The sequence below is a fragment of the Streptococcus sp. UMB0029 genome (assembly GCF_002871495.1).
Lineage (GTDB): Bacteria > Bacillota > Bacilli > Lactobacillales > Streptococcaceae > Streptococcus.
Window position 1 is genome coordinate 127283 of the sequence record NZ_PNGD01000002.1, and the last position, 23328, is coordinate 150610.

At 41.4% G+C, this 23328-nt stretch carries 22 protein-coding genes and 1 riboswitch; all 22 genes read left to right on the forward strand.

Annotation, left to right across the window (positions count from 1 at the left end; genetic code table 11):
• Positions 1 to 4 precede the first annotated feature (4 nt).
• The 22 genes from CJ239_RS01665 (at position 5) to nrdG (ending at position 23159) form a co-directional block, all read left to right on the forward strand.
• On the forward strand, positions 5 to 829 hold the full coding sequence (locus tag CJ239_RS01665; RefSeq protein ID WP_045605147.1) for an ATP-binding protein: 825 nt from the start codon (positions 5 to 7) through the stop codon (positions 827 to 829).
• A 23-nt stretch (positions 830 to 852) separates the two neighbouring features.
• Positions 853 to 1311 carry a hypothetical protein gene (locus CJ239_RS01670; protein ID WP_049531940.1) on the forward strand — a complete coding sequence of 153 codons (459 nt, stop codon included), beginning with the start codon at positions 853 to 855 and terminating at the stop codon, positions 1309 to 1311.
• Between the two features lie 82 nt (positions 1312 to 1393).
• A complete protein-coding gene (locus tag CJ239_RS01675) occupies positions 1394 to 1897 on the forward strand; it encodes a hypothetical protein (RefSeq protein WP_102210326.1) in 504 nt (167 codons plus the stop codon).
• Between the two features lie 927 nt (positions 1898 to 2824).
• A complete protein-coding gene (locus CJ239_RS01685) occupies positions 2825 to 3235 on the forward strand; it encodes a DUF1492 domain-containing protein (protein ID WP_102210327.1) in 411 nt (136 codons plus the stop codon).
• Positions 3236 to 3391: 156 nt separating this feature from the next.
• Positions 3392 to 3784 (forward strand): transcriptional regulator, encoded by a 393-nt coding sequence (locus tag CJ239_RS01690; RefSeq protein WP_102210328.1) that lies wholly within the window; start codon positions 3392 to 3394, stop codon positions 3782 to 3784.
• A 53-nt stretch (positions 3785 to 3837) separates the two neighbouring features.
• Positions 3838 to 3972, forward strand: a complete 135-nt coding sequence (locus CJ239_RS11970; protein WP_257994393.1) for a hypothetical protein — start codon at positions 3838 to 3840, stop codon at positions 3970 to 3972.
• Between the two features lie 470 nt (positions 3973 to 4442).
• Positions 4443 to 7274 (forward strand): excinuclease ABC subunit UvrA, encoded by a 2832-nt coding sequence (gene uvrA / locus CJ239_RS01695; protein WP_102210329.1) that lies wholly within the window; start codon positions 4443 to 4445, stop codon positions 7272 to 7274.
• A complete protein-coding gene (locus CJ239_RS01700) occupies positions 7267 to 8328 on the forward strand; it encodes a Xaa-Pro peptidase family protein (RefSeq protein WP_102210330.1) in 1062 nt (353 codons plus the stop codon). Before uvrA ends, CJ239_RS01700 begins: the two co-directional genes overlap by 8 nt.
• A 57-nt stretch (positions 8329 to 8385) precedes the next feature.
• Positions 8386 to 8537: riboswitch (M-box (ykoK) riboswitch) on the forward strand.
• Positions 8538 to 8734: 197 nt separating this feature from the next.
• Entirely contained in the window at positions 8735 to 11395 is a 2661-nt protein-coding gene (gene mgtA / locus CJ239_RS01705) for a magnesium-translocating P-type ATPase (RefSeq protein ID WP_102210331.1), read from the forward strand.
• Between the two features lie 135 nt (positions 11396 to 11530).
• Positions 11531 to 11929 (forward strand): transcriptional regulator Spx, encoded by a 399-nt coding sequence (gene spx / locus CJ239_RS01715; RefSeq protein ID WP_000591165.1) that lies wholly within the window; start codon positions 11531 to 11533, stop codon positions 11927 to 11929.
• 65 nt (positions 11930 to 11994) lie between these two features.
• Complete coding sequence (locus CJ239_RS01720; RefSeq protein ID WP_102210332.1) at positions 11995 to 12564, forward strand: SP0191 family lipoprotein; 570 nt, start codon at positions 11995 to 11997, stop codon at positions 12562 to 12564.
• 86 nt (positions 12565 to 12650) lie between these two features.
• Positions 12651 to 12917 carry an IreB family regulatory phosphoprotein gene (locus CJ239_RS01725; RefSeq protein WP_000507059.1) on the forward strand — a complete coding sequence of 89 codons (267 nt, stop codon included), beginning with the start codon at positions 12651 to 12653 and terminating at the stop codon, positions 12915 to 12917.
• A gap of 3 nt (positions 12918 to 12920) precedes the next feature.
• Positions 12921 to 13340 (forward strand): Holliday junction resolvase RuvX, encoded by a 420-nt coding sequence (gene ruvX, locus CJ239_RS01730; RefSeq protein ID WP_033609357.1) that lies wholly within the window; start codon positions 12921 to 12923, stop codon positions 13338 to 13340.
• A gap of 15 nt (positions 13341 to 13355) precedes the next feature.
• On the forward strand, positions 13356 to 13661 hold the full coding sequence (locus tag CJ239_RS01735; RefSeq protein WP_000017620.1) for a DUF1292 domain-containing protein: 306 nt from the start codon (positions 13356 to 13358) through the stop codon (positions 13659 to 13661).
• Between the two features lie 499 nt (positions 13662 to 14160).
• Positions 14161 to 15411, forward strand: coding sequence for a folylpolyglutamate synthase/dihydrofolate synthase family protein (locus tag CJ239_RS01740; protein ID WP_102210333.1), 1251 nt, complete (start codon positions 14161 to 14163; stop codon positions 15409 to 15411).
• A gap of 84 nt (positions 15412 to 15495) precedes the next feature.
• Positions 15496 to 15960 carry an SP_0198 family lipoprotein gene (locus CJ239_RS01745; protein ID WP_042901726.1) on the forward strand — a complete coding sequence of 155 codons (465 nt, stop codon included), beginning with the start codon at positions 15496 to 15498 and terminating at the stop codon, positions 15958 to 15960.
• A 244-nt stretch (positions 15961 to 16204) separates the two neighbouring features.
• Complete coding sequence (gene cls, locus CJ239_RS01755; RefSeq protein ID WP_102210334.1) at positions 16205 to 17737, forward strand: cardiolipin synthase; 1533 nt, start codon at positions 16205 to 16207, stop codon at positions 17735 to 17737.
• 256 nt (positions 17738 to 17993) lie between these two features.
• On the forward strand, positions 17994 to 19550 hold the full coding sequence (locus CJ239_RS01765) for a damage-inducible protein CinA (RefSeq protein WP_102210335.1): 1557 nt from the start codon (positions 17994 to 17996) through the stop codon (positions 19548 to 19550).
• Between the two features lie 116 nt (positions 19551 to 19666).
• Positions 19667 to 21874, forward strand: coding sequence for an anaerobic ribonucleoside-triphosphate reductase (gene nrdD / locus CJ239_RS01770; protein ID WP_180958184.1), 2208 nt, complete (start codon positions 19667 to 19669; stop codon positions 21872 to 21874).
• Between the two features lie 11 nt (positions 21875 to 21885).
• Complete coding sequence (locus CJ239_RS01775; RefSeq protein ID WP_000521621.1) at positions 21886 to 22026, forward strand: hypothetical protein; 141 nt, start codon at positions 21886 to 21888, stop codon at positions 22024 to 22026.
• A gap of 43 nt (positions 22027 to 22069) precedes the next feature.
• Positions 22070 to 22576, forward strand: a complete 507-nt coding sequence (locus tag CJ239_RS01780) for a GNAT family N-acetyltransferase (RefSeq protein WP_102210337.1) — start codon at positions 22070 to 22072, stop codon at positions 22574 to 22576.
• A complete protein-coding gene (gene nrdG / locus CJ239_RS01785) occupies positions 22569 to 23159 on the forward strand; it encodes an anaerobic ribonucleoside-triphosphate reductase activating protein (RefSeq protein ID WP_102210338.1) in 591 nt (196 codons plus the stop codon). Before CJ239_RS01780 ends, nrdG begins: the two co-directional genes overlap by 8 nt.
• The last annotated feature ends 169 nt before the right edge of the window (positions 23160 to 23328 follow it).

The following is a 23328-nucleotide window of genomic DNA, read 5'->3' on the forward strand; positions in this document are numbered from 1 at the left end:
AACAATGGAATTACTGAATACAGACCAGCTCAATGAAAAAATAAAGGTCACTGATGAGCTTTGCCCAACTCATCAGATTAACCTAGTACAATTCAAAAAGCCAGATGGTTATACATCACCCTACTGTATGGAATGCACTAGGGAGAACATCAAACAGACGGAACTAGAGGGCATAGAAAAAGCCCTAGGCCATGATCTGGACTCTTCAACCTATGATGTGCTAGCGCGTGAAAGTACGGTGTCAAATGAGCTGAGAGAGGCCTCTTTTAGCACTTTCAAAGCCGAGACAAAAGAGGAACACGAGGCCAAGGAGTTTGCTATCAAACAAGCTAAGGAGTACCTAAACGGTATGACAGGGAACACGCTAATTATGGGCAATCCAGGTACTGGCAAAAGTCATTTATGCTATTCTATGGCCAAAGTCATTAACGAGGGCTATAAGTCTAGGAATGAGCCTAAGAGTGTGCTTTTTGTCAGTATTACTGAGATTATCACGCGCATTCAGTCAGGTTGGCAGTATAGACAGAGTGATTTTACAGAGTATGATGCCTTGAAGTTGCTGACTGAGGTTGACTATCTCTTTATTGATGATTTAGGAACAGAAAGCGTTATGAATAGCCAAAAAAATGAAGCTAATAATTGGGTACAGGCCTTTCTTTTCAAGATTTTTGATAAGCGAGACACAACTATCATCAACACCAATCACAACGGAAAAGAGCTGGCCAGAATCTATAATGATAAGCTAGTCAGTCGCATTGGCAAACGGTCAGAGGGGAATGTATACAACATGACAGACATCAAAGACAAGAGGATGAAGCGTAATTTTTAACCAAATAAAAAAGGAGGAATTCCATGATAGAACCAGCATACTTTGAACAGGCAGATCAGGAACTGGAGGAACTCAATCGCAAACGTGACGATTTTATGGCGGATGCAACACCAGTATGTCTTGAAGATACGCCTAAACTGATTGAACTAGGTGAGAAGCTTCGGACGGAAGACACCAGCATAAATGCCTATGAGTTATACAGACACCCTGAAGCGCGTGCAAAGTTATTCGCCCAAATCGCGGAAGCCTGCTTCTTGCTGATTGCAGATAGCTCACCAGTACCAGTGCAGCCGACACAAGCACAGCGGATACATTTTTGCGAGTACTTGGAAGGACAATTCCAGAATATCATTAAGAAGTTGATTGCAGGAACTGACAAGCAAGTTCTAGAGTCTTTACTTGAAGCTTTGCAACTACCCAAAGAAAAACAAGCTCAATTTGTCCGTGATGTGGTAGTAAGTGGCTTACTCAGTGAAGAATAATAGCAAAGGGGCATTGCCTCTTTTTGTGGTTTCACTACTACTGAACCCAATAGTTTTGGGTTTTTCCATATAGAGGGAAATAATGAAGCGGTTAGCAATAGAAACAATCACTAAACCAATGAAGCTGAGAGGAATATCTAAGGGTATAGCCGAGTTGGACGGTCAACGTTTAGAGATTGATTTGGATAATTTAATAATTGATTTTGGTGGAGAGTCATTTGAATTAGACAGAATAGCAGGAACTAAGGGAGGTAATCGATATTTTTTTCTTTGCCCTGATTGTGGTAGACGGTGCAGGTTGCTTTATAAACGGTATTTGTATTTTAGTTGCGGTACCTGTCTAGATATCCACAAGCATACCCTGAACCGCAGTAAAACGGATTGCCAATACTACTGGGAGCTTGCACTAAAAGAAGCTAGAAAGGTAGAACCAGGGTGGAGTCCTAGACGTGGTAGATATATGTTTGATGGTTTCCCTGAAAGACCAAGGTATATGAAACGTGACAGGTATCATAAGCACTATAAGAAGTTTTTGAAGTATATTGAAAAAGGGGATAGATTTTGGCTGAATGGTTCGAGATTGTGAGACAATATGAAGTAGTGTGTAATTTACAAAACGAACAAATACTACATATTAGACGGTTTGAATGTTAAAAAAGCTAGATATATCAAGGGTTTAAGTAAGCAGAGCGTTCCAAAAAAGGGTGCGGTAAGCGTTCCAAAAAATGGTAAGATTTTGGTTAGGTAGTGGCAGTAAATATGCCTGACAAATGGCAGGGTTATGTGTGTTGAACTCCGAGCGAACGCCGAGAAAGTGGCTATATTCCCCTATCATTTATCAAGCAGATAAGAGCAATAAAAACCCTCCTTAACTCCCTGAGAAACGACAAGCAGATAAGCGAAGTTTTTAGCCCTCTTATTTCGGATTTACTCCTTGCAGAACGACAAGCAGATAAGGACGACAATAAGCCTTCTTAATTGCTTACAAAACGATAGGGAGTTAAGACGAATTTAAAAGCTCCTTATTTTCGTTTTTCTCCTTGTCAAACGGTAAGGAAATAAGACAGGAAATAACATCGCTTATTTTGATTTTGCTCCCTGAGAAACTGTAAGGAGATAAGGAGACTTATTAGCTTCCTTAATTTGGATTTTTTCCTTACAAAATGACAGGGAAATAAGAGCAATTTAAAAGTCTGTTATTTTGGATTTGTTGCTTACCAAATGATAAGCAGATAAGCAAAGAAATAACTTGCCTTAATTGCTTGCAGAATGACAAGGAAATAAGGGAGATAAAAACGTCCCTTAATTGCTTATCAAACCATAAGGAGATACGGGGGTTATCTCCCTCCCCACGCGCTTCTATGAGCTTCACCCGTCATTGTACATTTTTTCTCCCGGGGAACAGATTAATCCTTGAACTAAGAGCGAACATAGAGAAAATGCAAAAAAGCCAAGGCACTCCGCCTCAGCTATAATCTCAATAATATTATTATATCACACAGGAGGCCAAGGCATGACACCAGAGCAGGTAAAAGAAAAACTAGAGGGCGTTAAGTGGATCAATAAAGAAATAGAAGGCTTATATTTGGAGCTTGCAGCTTTAGAAAGTGGTATTATCAAAAAGCAAGAACTGAGCACTACTAGAGTACAAACAAGCAGGGTAAATACAGCAGAGAATAACCTTATAAGCGTTCTAAAACTAAAAGAGGACACTTTACAGAGAATTGAGCGACTTACTGAAGAGAGAATGGGAATATCTAGGCTGATTGATAAACTGGCCAATCCGCTTGAGCGTTCTGTTCTAAGATTTTTTTACTTGAATGATCTTGACGCTTGGCAAGTTGCTGAGGAAATAGGTGTATCTACAGCCTCGGTATATCGAGTAAGGCAAAAAGCCATAGAACACTTAGCAAATGTGGGGTAATAGGTGAGCACAAAAAAACGCCTAGAACAATCTAAGCGCTAAAGAGTAGTGGACGGTGTGCCTGTCCCGTCATCTCATACTATGAAGTTGCGTAGCGACACTATTATCTCTACCTCACTTCTCTTTAGACTAATTATATCACAAAGGAGCGAACTAATGGAGCTGGATAAGTTTAAAACGATGATGAACGTCAGAGAGCGGATGACTTACTTTCTACGTTTCCAGAGGATGGCAGGGAGTGAAAACCAAGTTACGATAGATGAAGAGGCTTGGGGACTTGTCTTACCTGATCAGTGGAATTTGAGCGGTGAGCATGAAAAAGCAATCCGTGAGGGGTTGGAAATATTCGCCCAAGACATCAATGGCATAGAGAACAAGCGAGCCAGAAAATACTTTATTATCCATTATTGCTACATGAGAAAGAAAACAGTAAGCGAATGTTTAGAAATTGCTGGGACAAAATCCACTAGCTACCACCGATATAAACAGATAGCCGTCTTAAATTTTGCGAGAATCCACCAGAACGGAGAGCTAGAAGCATATAAGTAGGCGTTTGGGGTGTTTTGTTGAGAAATGTTGAGATTTAAGTGAGGGGGGATGACATGATTGAAGATTTTTTGATTGATTTGGAGAATATCCAATTAGAGGATATGGAAATAGATTTAAACATGGATTTTGAAATAGATGTTGACCTTGATGGTTTAGATTTAACCTTACTACAAGAATTAGAAGCGTAAATGTTGGCAAATGTAGGCTGAGGCTTCATATTCGCCCCCTATTTTGCTTTGTTTCGTACTGGACAACTAAAACAACCATGGATAAACTACAAGCCCTCAGAAACGAATCTGGGGGCTTTTGTGAGGTCATAATCTTATAAACCACGCGCTTCATGGTATAATATACCTATCAGCAACCAGCAATAAAAAAAGCACGTTTGACCGTGCTAGTTTCTTGCCTGCTGAATTCGTCAAATCCTAGCCCTTTTGTGGGGCTTTTTTGCTCCCCTTTTTGCGTACTTTGGGGGAGCAAGTAGTAAACAGTAATATTAGTGATTTTTATTAAAAAGCGCGTGATATAAGGGTTAGGAAGCCCCAAAGAAACATAAAATAAGCAGTTCTTGATTATACTACAAAATCGGCCTTTTGGGTAATAGAATCTCACTTTTTTTGGTATAATGGTAAGCAATAATGGACTAGAAAGAACAAAGATGCAAGATAAAATTATCATTCATGGGGCGCGTGCCCACAATTTAAAAAATATTGATGTGGAGATTCCGCGAGACAAGTTGGTTGTTGTGACCGGCTTGTCAGGCTCAGGGAAATCCAGTCTGGCCTTTGACACTCTCTATGCGGAGGGACAACGTCGCTATGTGGAGAGTTTGTCAGCCTACGCTCGCCAGTTCTTGGGAAATATGGAAAAACCAGATGTAGATGCCATTGATGGTCTCAGCCCAGCTATTTCCATTGACCAGAAAACGACTAGCAAAAACCCTCGCTCGACGGTGGGAACGACGACTGAAATCAATGATTATCTGCGTCTCCTCTACGCGCGTGTGGGGACACCTTACTGTATCAACGGACATGGAGCTATCAAGGCTTCTTCTGTGGAGCAAATTGTGGATAAGGTTTTGGAGTTACCTGAACGCCAACGTCTGCAAATCTTAGCCCCAGTTATTCGCAAGAAAAAAGGACAGCACAAGAGCATTATTGAAAAGATTCAGAAAGATGGGTATGTTCGTGTCCGTGTGGATGGGGAAGTCTATGATGTGACCGAAGTGCCAGAGTTGTCTAAGAGTAAGCAACACAATATTGATGTCGTGGTTGACCGTATTGTTATCAAGGAGGGTATCCGTAGTCGTCTCTTTGATTCCATTGAGGCTGCCCTTCGTATTGCAGAAGGTTATGTCATTATCGATACTATGGACGACTCTGAGTTGCTCTTCTCTGAGCATTATGCCTGTCCAGTTTGTGGCTTTACTGTTCCAGAGTTAGAGCCACGTCTTTTCTCCTTCAATGCTCCTTTTGGCTCATGTAGTGAGTGTGATGGTTTGGGTATTAAGCTGGAGGTGGATACTGATTTGGTAGTACCAGATGCCAGCAAAACCTTACGTGAGGGAGCGCTAGCACCTTGGAATCCTATCTCATCCAACTACTATCCAAATATGCTAGAGCAGGCTATGACAGCTTTTGGAGTGGATATGGATAAGCCTTTTGAGGACTTGTCAGAAGAAGACAAGAACTTGATTCTCTATGGATCTGATGGTAAGGAATTCCATTTCCACTATGAGAATGAATTTGGTGGCGTGCGCGATATTGACATTCCTTTTGAGGGAGTTGTTAATAATATCAAGCGTCGTTATCACGAGACAAACAGCGATTACACTCGCACCCAGATGCGTCTCTACATGAATGAGCTGACCTGCGGAACCTGTCACGGTTATCGCCTCAATGACCAGGCTTTGTCTGTCCGTGTTGGTGGTGAGAAAGGACCACATATCGGAGAAATTTCAGACCTATCTATCGCAGACCACTTGGACTTGGTGAGCCAGCTGACCTTGTCTGAAAATGAAGCCATCATTGCTCGGCCTATTCTCAAGGAAATCAAGGATCGTTTGACCTTCCTTAATAACGTGGGCCTTAACTATCTAACCCTGTCCCGTTCGGCAGGAACCCTTTCAGGTGGGGAAAGTCAGCGTATTCGCTTGGCGACCCAGATTGGCTCTAACTTATCAGGTGTCCTCTATATCCTAGACGAGCCGTCAATCGGTCTTCACCAGAGGGATAATGACCGTCTGATTGCCAGTCTCAAAAAGATGCGTGATTTGGGCAATACTCTCATAGTAGTGGAACATGACGAAGATACCATGCGTGAGGCGGATTATCTGATTGACGTTGGTCCTGGTGCGGGTGTTTTTGGTGGGGAAATTGTTGCGGCAGGTACGCCTAAACAGGTAGCTCGTAACAGTAAGTCTATCACAGGGCAGTACTTGTCAGGCAAACGTGCCATTCCAGTGCCAGAAGAGCGCCGTGTGGGGAATGGTCGTTTTATCGAGGTTACAGGAGCGCGTGAGAACAACCTACAAAATGTCACCGCTCGCTTCCCACTAGGAAAATTTATCGCAGTGACAGGGGTGTCGGGCTCAGGCAAGTCGACCTTAATCAACAGCATTCTCAAAAAAGCCATTGCTCAGAAGCTCAACCGTAATTCAGACAAACCTGGTAAGTTTAAAACGATTACAGGTATTGAGCATGTAGACCGCTTGATCGACATTGACCAGAGCCCTATCGGACGAACGCCAAGGTCTAACCCGGCTACCTATACGGGAGTTTTTGACGATATACGTGACCTTTTTGCCCAGACAAACGAAGCCAAGATTCGAGGCTACAAGAAGGGCCGTTTCAGTTTCAACGTCAAGGGAGGCCGTTGTGAAGCCTGCTCAGGTGACGGGATTATCAAGATTGAAATGCACTTCTTACCAGACGTTTATGTTGCCTGTGAAGTTTGCCACGGGACTCGCTACAACAGTGAAACCCTAGAAGTTCACTACAAGGAAAAGAATATCTCGCAGGTCTTGGACATGACCGTCAACGATGCGGTGGAATTCTTCCAACACATTCCGAAAATTCAGCGTAAACTTCAGACTATCAAGGATGTGGGACTGGGCTATGTGACGCTAGGTCAACCAGCTACTACTCTTTCTGGGGGAGAAGCCCAACGTATGAAGTTAGCTAGCGAACTCCACAAACGCTCGACAGGAAAATCTTTCTACATTCTGGATGAGCCGACGACAGGGCTTCATACCGAGGATATTGCTCGCCTGCTCAAGGTTTTAGCTCGCTTTGTTGACGATGGCAATACAGTCCTTGTTATAGAGCACAATCTGGATGTTATCAAGACGGCAGACCATATTATTGACTTGGGACCTGAGGGCGGTGTCGGTGGTGGAACCATCATCGCAACAGGAACTCCAGAAGAAGTAGCGGCCAATGAAGCCAGCTACACAGGACAGTATTTGAAAGGAAAGTTACATCATGAATAAACGTGTACAAGCATTTCTCGCTAAAATGCAAGAAAAAGAACTAGATGGCATCATTATCAACAACCTTAAAAACGTCTACTACTTGACTGGTTTTTGGGGTTCGAACGGAACAGTTTTTATTAGCCGTGACCGTCAGGTCTTGGTGACAGACTCTCGCTATATCATCGCAGCTAAGCAAGAAGTAACAGGTTTTGAGATTGTGGCTGACCGCGATGAATTGGCTGTCATTGCAGGCATTGTCAAGGATATGGACTTGTCTAGAATCGGTTTTGAGGACGAGATTTCGGTCTCTTATTATCACCGTATGCAGGCAGCTTTTGAAGGAATTGACTTGCTTCCACAAACTCAGTTTGTTGAAGGTCTTCGAATGATTAAGGATGAGAAGGAGATTGCGACTATTCGCAAGGCTTGTTCTATCTCAGACCAAGCTTTCCGCGATGCACTTGACTTTATCAAACCAGGAAAAACTGAAATTGAGATTGCCAACTTCCTTGACTTCCGTATGCGTGAGTTGGGAGCATCTGGCTTGTCTTTTGACACTATCCTAGCTAGCGGTATCAACTCTTCTAAACCCCATGCCCATCCCATGCACAAACCAGTGGAATTGGGAGAAGCTATTACAATGGACTTCGGCTGTCTCTATGATCACTATGTCAGTGATATGACACGGACTATCTATCTAGGGCATGTTAGCGACGAGCAGGCAGAAATTTACAATACGGTTTTGAAAGCCAACCAAGCCTTGATTGACCAAGCTAAGGCAGGATTAGGTTTCCGTGACTTTGACAAAATTCCTCGTGATATTATCATCGAAGCAGGCTATGGCGACTACTTTACCCACGGAATCGGACACGGTATTGGACTGGATATTCATGAAGAGCCTTACTTTAGCCAGACTTCTACAGAAACTATTAAGGCGGGTATGGCCTTGACCGACGAGCCGGGTATCTACATCGAAGGCAAATATGGCGTTCGTATCGAGGATGATATCTTGATTACAGAGATAGGTTGTGAATTATTGACCCTAGCTCCCAAAGAGTTGATAGTCATTTAAGAGTCAAACAACTCAAATGATTGACTTTTAAATTTTAAAGGTTTATACTGAAAGACGAAAACGGTAGGTGAGGCTACCATAGGGATACGGATGACTACCGCAAAGCAGTGGAGACACTACTAGTTGGTCAACAGTCCTGGTCGCGAAGGCCAAGACTAAGCTCATTACATTGCCCTATGGAGTTAAAGCTTGAACGAAAAAACAGATAATTAGTTTTTTAATCCTGCCATTTTTTGATGGTAGGATTTTCTACTGTTTAAAACAAAGAAAGGAGACAGACGATGCAAATTGACGATCATCCGGAACCGCACATACACAGCCAATCGCTGATTTGTGTCGTTCTGCCCTTATAAAGTGATTGGTCTCTGTGTATGAAACACATCATTCATACAGATAGGAGAAACCAATGAAAACTACAAAAGAAAGATTAGCAACAGCTATTCAAGTCCCTTTAGACGAGAGTCTAACTTTTTATCATACCAGTTTAAACGGTTTGATAGAGGAACAAGTCGAAAAAAATCGTGACCTCTATGGCGAAAATGTGATTACCAAAGGCCAAGAAGATTCGATTTTGAAAAAGATTTACGAATCCATTATCAATCCTTTTACAATCATCTTGCTGGTCATCGCCGTGATTTCCTTGGTGACCAATGTCTGGTTGGCAAAACCAGGTCAAGAGGATCCGACGACTTCTATTATCATCGTTGTCCTAGTCCTCATTTCTGGAGGCATTCGCTTTGTCCAAGAACTCCGCAGTGATAAGGCAGCCACCAATCTTTCAAAAATGATTGTCAACACAGCGACTGTCATTCGTCAAGGAGAAATCCAAGAAGTACCTATCGATGACTTGGTAGTAGGTGACGTGGTTAAATTAAGCGCTGGGGATATGATTCCAGCAGATCTTCTGTTATTTGAGTCACGCGATTTCTTTGTCCAACAGTCTGGCTTGACAGGCGAAAGTGATTCTGTTGAAAAATTGGCATTGACCAAGGCAACAGTTCAACAAGCTGATAGTCTTCTCGAAGCCGAATCCCTGGCTTTTATGGGAACTAATGTCTTGTCTGGTAGTGCCAAGGCCGTGGTTTTGGCGGTTGGTGATGATACCATGATGGGGGCCATTGAGCAGACTCTGAACACCTATGACGAGCCTACTTCGTTTGAGCGGGAGATGAATAGTATCTCTTGGCTCTTGATCCGTTTGATGTTGGTCATGGTGCCCATCGTTTTCTTGTCCAATGGTTTAACAGATGGCGACTGGCTGGAAGCTGGCGTATTTGCCTTGAGTGTGGGTGTCGGGCTGACACCTGAGATGCTTCCTATGATTATTACCGCTAGCCTAGCTAAGGGTTCTATTATCATGGCCAAGGAAAAAGTGGTTATCAAGAAACTCAATGCCATACAGGACTTAGGGGCGATTGATATCTTGTGTACAGATAAGACAGGAACTCTAACCCAAGATGAAATCGTTCTAGAATATCCCTTGGACATCCACGGACGCTTGGATTTGACCGTCTTGAGACGAGCTTATCTCAATTCTTATTTTCAAACTGGCTTGAAAAATTTGATGGACAGAGCTATCATCAAACGGACTGAAAAGGAAGCAAAAGAACACGATATCCTCCAAAATCTGGCTCAAACCTTTCAAAAAATAGATGAGCTTCCCTTTGATTTTGAACGTAGACGGATGAGTGTTATCGTTAAGGATGAACACGAAACGGTTAGTTTGGTAACTAAGGGAGCTCTTGAGGAAATGTTGATGATTTCCAGTCATGCGGAGTATCATGGAATGATTACTCCCTTGACAGATGCTATTAGAGAAGAAATCTTAGCAGAAGTCAGACAGCTAAATCAACAAGGTTTGCGTGTCTTGGGAGTGGCCTATAAGTCAGGTTTGAGGGAAGGTCATGCCTATACAGTTGATGACGAAGGAGATATGATTCTAACTGGTTATTTAGCTTTCCTAGATCCTCCTAAACCATCTGCAGCACCAGCAATTAAGGCTCTGTTAGAGCATGGGGTTCAAACAAAGATTTTGACGGGAGACAACGAAAAAGTTACCCAAGCAGTCTGTGAAAAGGTTGGTTTGGATATCAATCAGATGCTGTTGGGGTCTGAAATTGATCAGATGAGTGATCAAGAATTGGCCCAAGCCGTAGAGGAGGTAACAGTCTTTGCCAAACTTTCTCCTGATCAAAAAGCAAGGATTATTTTGCAATTTAAGGCCAATGGTCATGCTGTTGGCTATATGGGAGATGGAATCAATGATGCTCCTTCTATGAAAGTTGCAGATGTGGGGATTTCTGTTGATACAGCAGTAGATATTGCCAAAGAAACAGCTGATGTTATCCTGCTTGATAAGGATCTAATGGTGCTTGAAAAAGGACTTGTTGAAGGTCGTAAGGTTTATGCCAATATGACCAAATATATCAAAATGACAGTGAGTTCTAATTTTGGAAATATCTTATCCCTATTGGTCTCTGGAATCTTTTTACCATTTTTACCGATGGCTCCAGTTCATTTGATTATCCTAAATCTAGTCTATGATTTGTCTTGTATTGCCTTGCCTTTTGACAAGGTGGATAAAGATTTTTTGAGAAATCCGCATACCTGGGAAGCTAAGTCCATCACACGTTTCATGATTTGGATGGGACCTATCTCTTCTGCCTTTGATATTTTGACCTTCAGTTTGCTTTATTTTATCATTGTACCTATGACAACAGGTCAAACTTACGTTCATGGGGCAGAGTCTGCCGTAGGCTTTATTGTTTTGTTCCAAACGGGTTGGTTTATCGAGTCCATGTGGTCGCAGACCATGGTTATCCATATGTTGCGTTCAGCTAAAATTCCCTTTTTACAAAGTCGTCCAGCTTGGCTAGTCCTTGTGACAACCTTATTGGCTGCAGCCTTTGTGACCTTCCTTCCCTACAGTCCACTAGCTAGCCTTCTTCATTTAACTCCTTTGAAACCGATTTATTTCATCTTTTTGATTTTTATCATCATTTTGTACATGATTAGCGTGACAATTGTGAAAAAAATCTATATCAAGAAATATAAAGAATGGCTGTAAATTTCATTTTGTCAAGAAAAAAGTACGAAAATGACGAAAAAAGTCAAAAAAATTTAAAAATAGGTCGCAAGTCGGATGTTTTTTATGGTATAATAGACTAAACTGATAGTAACATGTAGCGAAAGGGGTAGGTACATGATTAAAATTTATACAGTCTCAAGTTGTACTAGCTGTAAAAAAGCGAAAACCTGGCTCAATGCCCACCAGTTAAGTTATAAAGAACAAAACCTTGGTAAAGAAGGGATTACTAGAGAAGAATTACTGGATATTCTAACCAAAACAGATAACGGAATAGCCAGCATCGTTTCATCTAAAAATCGCTATGCCAAAGCCCTTGGAGTGGATATTGAAGATTTGAGTGTCAACGAAGTCCTCAATCTGATTATGGAAACACCGAGAATTTTAAAGAGCCCAATTCTTGTAGATGAAAAACGCCTGCAAGTTGGCTATAAGGAAGACGATATTCGTGCCTTCCTACCACGCTCTGTCCGTAATGTAGAAAATGCAGAAGCGCGTTTGCGTGCAGCTCTATAAACATCAAGGCTGGGAGCAATTCCCAGTCTTATTCTATTTTAATCTCAAAAAGAAAGAAGAAAGAAATGAAAAAAATAGTTCTTGTTAGTCTAGCTTTTCTTTTTGTCCTGGTTGGTTGCGGACAGAAAAAAGAAGCGGGACCAGCTACAAAAACAGAAAAGGATACGCTTCAGTCGGCATTGCCAGTTATTGAAAATGCTGAGAAGAATACAGTTGTCACCAAGACTTTGGTCTTGCCCAAGTCAGATGATGACAGTCAGCAAACCCAAACCATTACTTATAAAGACAAGACTTTTTTGAGCCTAACTATTCAACAAAAGCGTCCAGTCTCAGATGAGTTGAAGACCTATATTGACCAACACGGAGTGGAAGAAACTCAAAAAGCTCTTCTCGAGGCAGAGGAGAAGGATGAGGCCATCATAGAAGCTCGTAAATTAGTAGGATTTAAGCTTGAAACTAAACTATTGAGTGCAACAGAACTTCAAACAACGACCAGTTTTGATTTTCAAGTTCTGGATGTCAAGAAGGCTTCTCAGTTGGAGTATTTGAAGAACATTGGCTTAGAGAATCTCTTGAAGAATGAACCAAGCAAATATATTTCAGACAGATTGGCAAATGGCGCGACAGAACAGTAGAAAATCCAAATAAATAGACTGCCTGAATTGTAGAAGGTAAGGAATTATGCTATAATGGTACTATTCTAAGGAAAGAGGGTGTTAGAATGGGATTTACTGAAGAAACAGTACGTTTTAAATTGGACGATTCCAATAAAAAAGAAATTAGCGAAACTTTGACTGATGTCTATGCTTCGTTGAACGATAAGGGCTACAACCCGATTAACCAAATCGTAGGTTACGTATTGAGTGGAGACCCTGCCTACGTTCCTCGTTATAATAATGCACGAAATCAAATCCGTAAGTATGAGCGTGATGAAATCGTTGAGGAATTGGTTCGCTACTACCTTAAAGGACAAGGAGTCGATCTGTAATCTATGAGAATTATGGGATTGGACGTCGGTTCAAAAACGGTAGGGGTGGCTATTAGCGATCCGCTCGGTTTTACAGCTCAAGGGCTTGAAATCATCCAAATCAATGAGGAGCAAGGCCAATTTGGTTTTGACCGCGTTAAGGAGCTGGTTGATGCTTACAAGGTGGAACGATTTGTAGTGGGCTTACCTAAAAACATGAACAATACAAGCGGACCGCGCGTGGAAGCTAGTCAGGCATACGGAGCAAAGCTAGAAGAGCTTTTTGGTTTACCAGTAGACTATCAGGATGAACGCTTGACAACAGTTGCTGCGGAACGCATGTTGATTGAACAAGCAGATATAAGTCGCAATAAACGTAAGAAAGTCATTGATAAGTTAGCAGCTCAGCTGATTTTACAAAATTATTTAGATAGAAAATTTTAATATAAAGGAGAGGCTATGTCACACGATCATAACCACGACCACGAAGAACGTGAATTAATCACACTAGTAGATGAGCAAGGAAATGAAACCTTGTTTGAAATCCTTTTGACCATTGACGGAAAAGAAGAATTTGGTAAAAACTATGTTCTTCTAGTGCCAGTTAACGCAGAAGAAGACGAAGACGGACAAGTTGAAATCCAAGCTTACTCATTCATCGAAAACGAAGATGGAACAGAAGGCGAATTGCAACCAATCCCAGAAGACTCAGAAGACGAATGGAACATGATTGAAGAAGTCTTCAACAGCTTTATGGAGGAGTGATACAGTCTGGGAGACTGTATCAGCCCAACTCCTAGAAATTGGAAGAGTTGGAACGTCCAGTGGACGTTTTTAGCCCTGCGCTAGAAATTAGAAACGCAGGCAGTCTGGGGGACGTTTTTAGCCTGACGCTAAAAATAAAAACCGTCAGTAAGTCCGGGGGATATTTTTACCCCAACTCCTAGAAATTAGAAGAGTTGGAACGTCCAGGGGACGTTTTTACCCCTGCGCTAGAAATTAGAAACGCAGGCAGTCCGGGGGACGTTTTTAGCCTGACGCTAAAAATAAAAACCGTCAGTAAGTTCGGGGGATATTTTTACCCCAGTTCCTTTAAATAAGAGAGACTGGTAAGTCTGGGGGTGTTTTTAGCCCAAGTTAATATTCATAGGAGCTAGTTATTAGCTAACCAGGTTAGAGGTCGGGACGAAAATCCTGGCCTTGTTTTTATTAGTCATCATGCTTTGATGTGGTAATTGATTGGACTTTTGTCAAGGAGATGTATATGTTTGAAGTAGAAGAATGGCTCCATAGTCGGATTGGTTTGAATTTTCGATCAGGTTTGGGCCGAATGCAAGAAGCGGTGGATTTGTTGGGGAATCCCGAGAAGTCTTATCCTATTATCCACGTAACAGGAACTAATGGAAAAGGTTCTACCATTGCTTTTATGAGGGAGTTATTTATGGGGCATGGCAAAAAAGTTGCGTCCTTTACCTCCCCTCATATCGTCTCTATCAATGACCGAATCTGTATTAATGGGCAACCAATAGCTGATGTAGACTTTATCCGTTTAGCGGAGCAGGTCAAGGAGATGGAAAAAACGCTTCTGCAAACCCATGATCAGTTGTCCTTTTTTGAATTGCTGACCTTAGTTGCTTTTCTTTATTTTAGGGAGCAAGAAGTGGATTTGGTTTTATTAGAAGTAGGAATTGGTGGCCTACTTGACACGACTAATGTGGTAACTGGAGAGATTGCTGTTATCACTTCCATCGGACTTGACCATCAGGAGACTCTGGGCGATAGTCTAGAAGCGATCGCAGAGCAAAAAGCTGGTATTTTCAAGGCTGGTAAGAAGGCAGTGATTGCTAAGCTAGCTCCAGAAGCTAGCCTTGTCTGTCAGGAAAAAGCGGAATCTTTAGCTGTTGACCTTTATCAGGCAGGTCAGGATTTTTCAATGCTGAATGGTGATTTTTCAAGTTCGTTGCTGAATCTTTCGCAGTTGAAAATAGGTTTAGAAGGAGCCTATCAGCAGGAAAATGCGGCCTTGGCATTGCAAACTTTTCTTCTTTTTATGGGAGAAGGAAAGGAAGTTGTTGATGAACAGGCTGTAAGAAAGGCCTTGAAACAGACCCATTGGGCTGGTCGTTTGGAGCGTATTCGTCCACAGATTTACTTGGATGGTGCTCATAACCTCCCTGCCTTGACTCGCTTGGTTGAGTTTATCAAAGAAAAAGAGCAGGAAGGTTATCGACCTCAAATCCTCTTTGGAGCCTTAAAACGTAAGGATTATCAAGGGATGTTGGCTTATTTGGCTGAAAATTTACCTCAAGTGGAACTCAAGGTGACTGGTTTTGACTATCAAGGTTCTCTGGACGAGACAGATGTAACGGGTTACGACGTCATTCCTTCTTACCGAGAATTTATCAGCAGTTTCGAAGAAAGAGCCGACGCGCAGGACTTATTGTTCATTACAGGATCTCTCTATTTTATCTCAGAAGTACGGGGCTGCCTACTGGACTATGAGCAGATAAATTGACCTCCTTTTTTGAACTTGTTATACTAGGGGAACTACCAGTTAGAAGAAACATTCTCTAAATCGGTAGCAGAAAGGAAATTCATCATGAAATTAAAAACATTCACACTTTCTCTTGCTTCTCTAGCAAGTCTTAGTCTCTTAGTAGCTTGTTCACAAAGAACTCAACAAGTTCAACAACCAGTAGCTCAATCGCAAACTCAACAAACTCAGCAATCACAACCTACTGTTTCATCGTCTACAGAAAATAGCAACCAGGCAGCAACAAGTTCTTCACAAAATACAGTTACAGCTCAACCAACTAATATTGATGGAACTTATACTGGTCAGGACGAAGGAGACCGTATCACTTTAGTGGTAACTGGAACAACTGGTACATGGACACAGGTAGAAACTGACGGAGATCAAGAAATCAAGCAGGTTAGCTTCGATGCCGCTAATCAACGCATGATTATTGGGGATGATGCTAAGATTTATACAATTAATGGCAATCAGATGATTATCGACGATATGGATAGAGACGCTTCAGATCGTATCGTTTTATCAAAATAGACTAGAAGGAGACTGGATTTTTCGGTCTCTTTTATGATTACTCAGAAAAATGACCATAAATACTTGCCTTCTATCGAATACCTGCGTTATACTAGTATCATACTCAATGAAAATCAAAGAGCAAACTAGGAAGCTAGCCGCAGGCTGTACTTAAGTACGGCAAGGTGAAGCTGACGTGGTTTGAAGAGATTTTCGAAGAGTATCAATTACCTGTTTTTAGCATTCAAACTATCAAGGAGGGGATATGAAATATAGGAAATTTCAATTATTGATGTCCAAGTATGGCTTTAGTCTTTTGATTATGCTACTTGAACTTTCTCTTGTTTTTGGTCTCTTTCTTTATTTAGGTCGCATGGCTCCTATTCTTTGGGTGATTCTCTTAATCTTTATGAGTATGGCGACCATTGTTGCTATTGTCAATCGCTCCATGGCGCCTGAAAGCAAAGTAATGTGGTTAGTGGTGACTTTTGTTCCTGTTATTGGTCCTTTGCTCTATATAATGTTTGGTGAAAGGCGATTGTCCAAAAAAGAAATCAAGCAGTTGGACAAACTTGGTTCCATGCATTTTCGGGAGGATAACAGTAAAGCTCTCCGCCAGAAATTGAAGGAAGAGGATAAGGCGGCTTACGGAGTTATCAAATCTTTGTTAAGTATGGATAGTAACGCCGATGTCTATGATCGAACAGACTCACAATTCTTTTCTTCGGGTGAAAGCATGTGGCAATATATGTTGGAAGACCTCAAGAAAGCTGAAAAGTTTATCTTTCTAGAGTACTATATTGTCGAAGAAGGTCTGATGTGGAATAGCATACTAGACATACTAGAGCAAAAGGCAGCTCAGGGTGTAGAGGTCAAGATGCTCTATGATGATATCGGCTGTATGGCGACTTTGCCTGGAGACTACACTATTCAGCTTCGTAGTCGAGGAATTGAAGCCCATAAATTTAATAAGGTAATTCCTCGTCTGACGGTGGCTTACAACAATCGGGACCATCGTAAAATTCTGGTCATAGATGGTCAGGTAGCTTATACAGGAGGCATTAACTTAGCCGATGAGTACATCAATCATGTAGAACGCTTTGGCTATTGGAAGGACAGTGGGATTCGCTTAGATGGCCTTGGTGTCAAGGCTCTCACCCGTCTCTTTTTGATGACTTGGTATATCAATCGTGGGGAAATCAGCGATTTTGATCAGTATCACTTGGAAAATCAGCCTTGTTTTAGTCAAGGTCTCTGCATTCCTTATGGTAGTGGACCCAAACCCATCTTCCGTACTCAGGTAGGGAAAAAAGTCTATCAAAGTTTGATTAATCAGGCTACTGATTCAGTCTATATTACAACGCCCTATTTAATTATTGACTATGATTTAACTGAGAGTATTAAAAATGCAGCTATGAGGGGTGTTGATGTCCGCATTGTGACCCCTTTCATTCCAGATAAAAAATTAATCCAACTCATCACAAGAGGAGCCTATTCGGATTTGTTATCGGCAGGAGTAAGAATTTTTGAGTATAGTCCAGGCTTCATTCACAGTAAACAAATCTTAGTGGATAAGGACTTTGCTGCAGTTGGAACCATTAACTTAGATTACAGAAGTTTGCTTCACCACTATGAAAATGCAGTTTTGTTATATAAAACGGAATCAATCACAGAGATTCAAAAAGATTTTCAAGAGATTTTTTCGGTATCGCAAGAAATTTTTGCTCATACGATAAAAAATAGTTGGTATCAAAAATTGATTAAGGAAATAGCCCAGTTATTCGCCCCTGTCTTATAAGAAATCTAGGATTTAATATATGACTGAGTCCTCTTTTTCTTGCTTTTTACGAATAGAAAGATATAGGGGAGAAACGATGCTGACTCAGAAAGAATTGAACTATATCACGACATTTAAACAGACACATTTACACCGATTTCGGGAAATTGAAACCTTTGTGAAACTATGCAAAAAATCGCTCAAACAGCCATCGCAAGCTGACAATTCTAGGTCTTTTTGATATACTAAGACAGATAAATTGAATAGGAGAAACGATATGGCTGTATATGGCAGAATAGAAGAAGTATTCGAAACGATACAGAGTAATGAAATTGAAAATAGACTGGATAGGAATATTGAATCTCATGTGGAAAAAGAAGAACAGGTAGCTTTCCCGTTTTTCAGACTCATCATTGGAAGTACGATTGCAACGGTTTTTTCTGTGGTGCTTCCTTTACTTTTAGATATGGTAAGTCCCTCTCAGGCGCAGGATTTGTATATTGGGTGGGCTTTGCATCAGGGAGGACAGCTATACAGTAGTTATTATGCTGGTCAAGGTCTTCTTTATTATTTACTACTTTACATTACCCAAGGAGGTATCCTTTTTGCCTTGGTAGAATGGCTAGCCCTCTTAGGAGGGGGGTATTTCCTTTTTTCTGCAACTGACTATCTGACGGAACAAAGGGATCAAGCTAAACAACTTCTAACCATATTTTATATTTTGGTGTCTGGTCTTGGTTTTGGAGGAGGCTATGCTACGATTTTAGCTCTTCCATTCTTATTTGCAGGCTTTTCTTTAGTAGCAGGCTATCTGTCAAATCCTAATCACGATAAAGGATTTTTACGTTTGGGGATTTTCTTGGCTCTATCATTTTTCATAGAACCCCTAACTAGTCTTCTATTTATTGTAGCGATAACTGTAGGTTTGTTGGTCTTTAATATTGGACATGGACGCTTTATACATGGAATTTATCAATTTTTTGCGACAGCACTTGGTTTTTCTCTCCTATTTTATCCTTTAGGCTACTATGTCATCATTTCAGGAGGTTTTGGAGAGGCTTTAAGTAGATTTTTGTATCCATTTACTTCTATGATTACTTTTACTAATCCCCAGTTAGTAGAAAATACTTTATTCTATGGTCTATTAACCTTTGGATTAGGAACCTTCATCCTTATTTTTCTCGGTTTGTTCCAATCTAAAGAATCTAAATTATATGTCATCTCAGTACCAGCTAGCTTTGTTTTCTTATTTGTACTAGCCTTGTTGCTTTTTTCTCAAGAACCTCTTCACGGTTCGCGTTTGATTCTAATCCTTCCATTTTTACTCCTTCTTTTGATGGCCAGTATTCGTGGAAAACATTCAGCTAGAGGAGCTCGTTGTCGGAGAAGAGAGGAAGTTCCAAATTTATGGAAAAAATTTATGAGGGGAAATCTCTACTTACCGATTCTAGTAGTGGTTTATCTAATTGCAGTTCCTTTTGTAGCTCGTTTTGTCTTGCATCTAGCTTCATATAGTGAACAGCATCAAGTAGTAGATAGAATAAGACAAGAGACGAGCGAGGGAGACCAAATCTATATCTGGGATTCCCATGTTCAGATCTATAAAGAAAGCCAGCGTTTGTCTGGATCCATGTTCCCATCCCCTCTTCTCTACACGAATACAGAAGAAAATAAAACTAGTTTGATCAATGATTTGAAAGAAAATCAACCTAAGGTGATTGTGGTGAATGATAAGGTGGCGCTCTGGTCTGAAGTAGAAACACTTTTAAAAGAAAATTACCAACAAGTAAAGACCGATTACTCAGAGTTTAAAGTTTATAAAATTAAACAATAAAATCAATATCTTGTGTATTTTTAAAAATTTTAGGATTTTTAACACAAGATATTGATTTTTCTTTTTAGAGTGGTATAATACTTTTTAGAAAGAACATTTTAGAAAAGAGCATGCATATGATTGCACTAGAAGAAAAAATTACAATTTTGCCAACTCTCTTCGTCGAGAAACGAGATGGGAGACGTGTTGTATTTGATGTGGACAAGATTGACAAGGCTCTCCACAAGGCGGCAGACAAGGTTATGGATGTGACACCCTTGGTCGAAAAACGCCTCAATGCTCTGACCGAGCGAATTGTCACAGAAATTCATAGTCGCTTTCCACAAGGGGTTAAGATTTACGAAATTCAAAATATCGTAGAACATGAACTCCTTGAATCCAAAGAATATGCCTTGGCTGAGGAGTATATCACTTATCGGACACAAAGGGATTTTGAACGCTCGAAAGCGACAGATATAAACTTTAGTATCCATAAACTTCTCAACAAAGATCAGGCGGTTGTTAACGAAAATGCCAATAAAGACAGCGATGTCTTCAACACCCAGCGTGATTTGACAGCAGGGATTGTTGGAAAGTCAATCGGACTGCAAATGCTTCCTAAGCATGTAGCCAATGCCCACCAAAAGGGGGATATCCACTATCACGATTTGGACTACAGTCCCTATACCCCTATGACCAACTGCTGTTTGATTGACTTCAAGGGTATGTTGGAAAATGGTTTTAAGATTGGAAATGCAGAGGTAGAGAGTCCCAAGTCTATCCAGACTGCGACAGCCCAGATTTCCCAAATCATCGCCAATGTTGCTTCTAGCCAGTACGGAGGTTGTTCAGCTGACCGTATCGATGAGATCTTGGCGCCTTATGCAGAGAAGAATTACAAAAAACACCTCAAGGATGCGGAAGAGTGGGTCTTACCTGAAAAACGGGAAGATTACGCTTGGAAGAAAACGCAAAAGGACATCTATGATGCCATGCAATCTCTCGAGTATGAAATCAATACTTTATTCACTTCAAACGGACAAACGCCTTTTACTTCGCTAGGTTTTGGTCTAGGAACTAGTCGTTTTGAGCGGGAAATTCAAAAGGCAATTTTAAACATTCGTATCAATGGGCTTGGTTCAGAACACCGTACAGCTATCTTCCCAAAACTCATCTTTACGCTAAAAAGAGGACTCAATTTAGAGGAAGGAACTCCCAACTACGACATCAAGCAGTTGGCTCTTGAGTGTGCAACCAAGCGGATGTATCCAGATGTTTTATCTTATGATAAGATTGTTGACTTGACAGGCTCCTTCAAGGTGCCTATGGGTTGCCGTTCGTTCCTTCAAGGATGGAAGGATGAAAATGGTGTCGAAGTCAATTCAGGCCGTATGAATCTGGGTGTTGTGACGGTTAACCTGCCTCGTATTGCCCTTGAATCTGAAGGAGACATGAATAAGTTCTGGGAAATCTTCAACGAGCGTATGAATATCGCTGAGGATGCTCTGGTTTATCGTGTCGAACGCACTAAAGAGGCAACACCAGCAAATGCTCCTATCCTGTATCAATACGGTGCTTTTGGCCATCGTCTAGGTAAAGAAGAAAGTGTTGACCAGCTCTTTAAGAATCGTCGTGCGACCGTTTCGCTGGGTTACATCGGTTTGTACGAGGTAGCGACAGTCTTCTTTGGTAACAGCTGGGAAAGTAATCCAGATGCTAAGGCATTCACGCTAGATATCATTCGCGATATGAAACGTCGTGTAGAAGAGTGGTCTGACCAATATGGCTACCATTTCTCTATCTACTCAACACCGTCTGAAAGTTTGACAGACCGTTTCTGCCGACTAGATACAGAGAAATTTGGCTCTATTCCTGATATTACAGATAAGGAATACTACACCAACTCTTTCCACTATGATGTTCGTAAAAATCCAACACCGTTTGAAAAATTGGACTTTGAGAAAGTCTATCCAGAAGCAGGTGCGTCAGGTGGTTTCATCCATTATTGTGAGTATCCAGTCCTCCAGCAAAATCCAAAGGCCTTGGAAGCTGTCTGGGACTATGCCTATGACCGTGTCGGTTATCTGGGGACCAATACACCAATTGACCGTTGTTACAAGTGTGACTTTGAAGGGGATTTTGAACCAACTGAGAGAGGATTTGCTTGTCCAAACTGTGGCAATAGTGACCCTAAAACAGTAGATGTGGTGAAACGAACTTGTGGCTATCTTGGTAATCCTCAAGCAAGACCTATGGTTAACGGCCGTCACAAGGAAATCGCTGCGCGTGTCAAACATATGAATGGCTCAACGATTAAAATAGCTGGCCATCAAGTAACAAATTAGAAAGAAATGAAATGGGAAAATATCAATTAGACGATAAAGGGCGCGCACAAGTGACCCGTTACCACGAGAAACACTCTAAGGGTGGAGCTGGTAAGAAAGAACGTTTGCTCAGTCTCAGAGAACAATTTTTAAACAAGAATAAGAAAAAATAAAAGTGAGAGTCAGCTCTCGCTTTTCTCATAGTGGGAGGTAAGGATGGAACTACGAAGACCAAGATTAGCAGATAAAGAAACAGTTTTAGAGATGATGGCAGAGTTTGAAAAGAGCCAATCAGCCCATGATGGAGGATTTTGGGATACAGAGAACTTTGTGTATGAAGAGTGGTTGGAAAGCAATCAGAATCAGGAAATGGGGATTAATCTGCCTGAAGGATGGGTCCCAGCAATTCAGTTAGTAGCTTTTTCCGGGAAAGGTCAAGCACTTGGATTTCTTAACCTCCGATTGCGCCTCAATAACTTCCTACTAGAAAAAGGTGGCCACATTGGCTATTCCATCCGACCATCTGAAAGAGGCAAAGGTTATGCCCAGGAAGCTCTCCGTCAGGGTTTGCAAGTTGCTAAGGAAAAGAATATCAAGAAAGCTCTTGTGACCTGTAGCGTGAATAATCCTGCTAGTAGAGCAGTCATTCTAGCAAATGGAGGTCTCATTGAGGATGTTCGTAATGGAGTCGAGCGTTATTGGATAGAGGTAGCGAATGAATAATCCAAAACCACAAGAATGGAAAAGCGAGGAACTCAGTCAAGGCCGTATCATTGACTACAAGGCCTTTAACTTTGTTGATGGCGAAGGCGTGCGTAACTCTCTCTATGTATCAGGTTGCATGTTTCACTGCGAGGGATGTTATAATGTTGCGACTTGGTCTTTCAATGCTGGCATTCCATACACTGCAGAGCTAGAAGAACAGATCATGGCAGATCTTGCTCAGCCCTATGTTCAAGGCTTGACTTTGCTAGGAGGAGAGCCTTTTCTCAATACGGGCATTCTCTTGCCTCTCGTTAGACGCATCCGAAAGGAATTGCCAGACAAAGATATCTGGTCCTGGACGGGCTATACTTGGGAAGAAATGATGCTGGAGACACCGGATAAATTGGAACTCTTATCACTAATTGACATTCTTGTAGACGGACGGTATGATCGAACTAAGAGAAATCTCATGCTTCAGTTTCGAGGTTCGTCCAACCAACGAATTATCGATGTGCAAAAATCCCTCAAAAGTGGGCAAGTAATGATTTGGGATAAGCTTAATGATGGAAAAGAAAGCTATGAACAGGTGAAGAGAGAATGAAGAAAAACGACTTAATGAATCAACTAGTCTCAGAGATCGAGACGGGGAAAATCAGGACACTGGGAATATACGGTCATGGGGCTTCGGGTAAATCAACCTTTGCTCAGGAATTGTTCCGAGCTTTAGATTCTACTACAGTGAATTTGCTAGAAACAGATCCTTATATCAC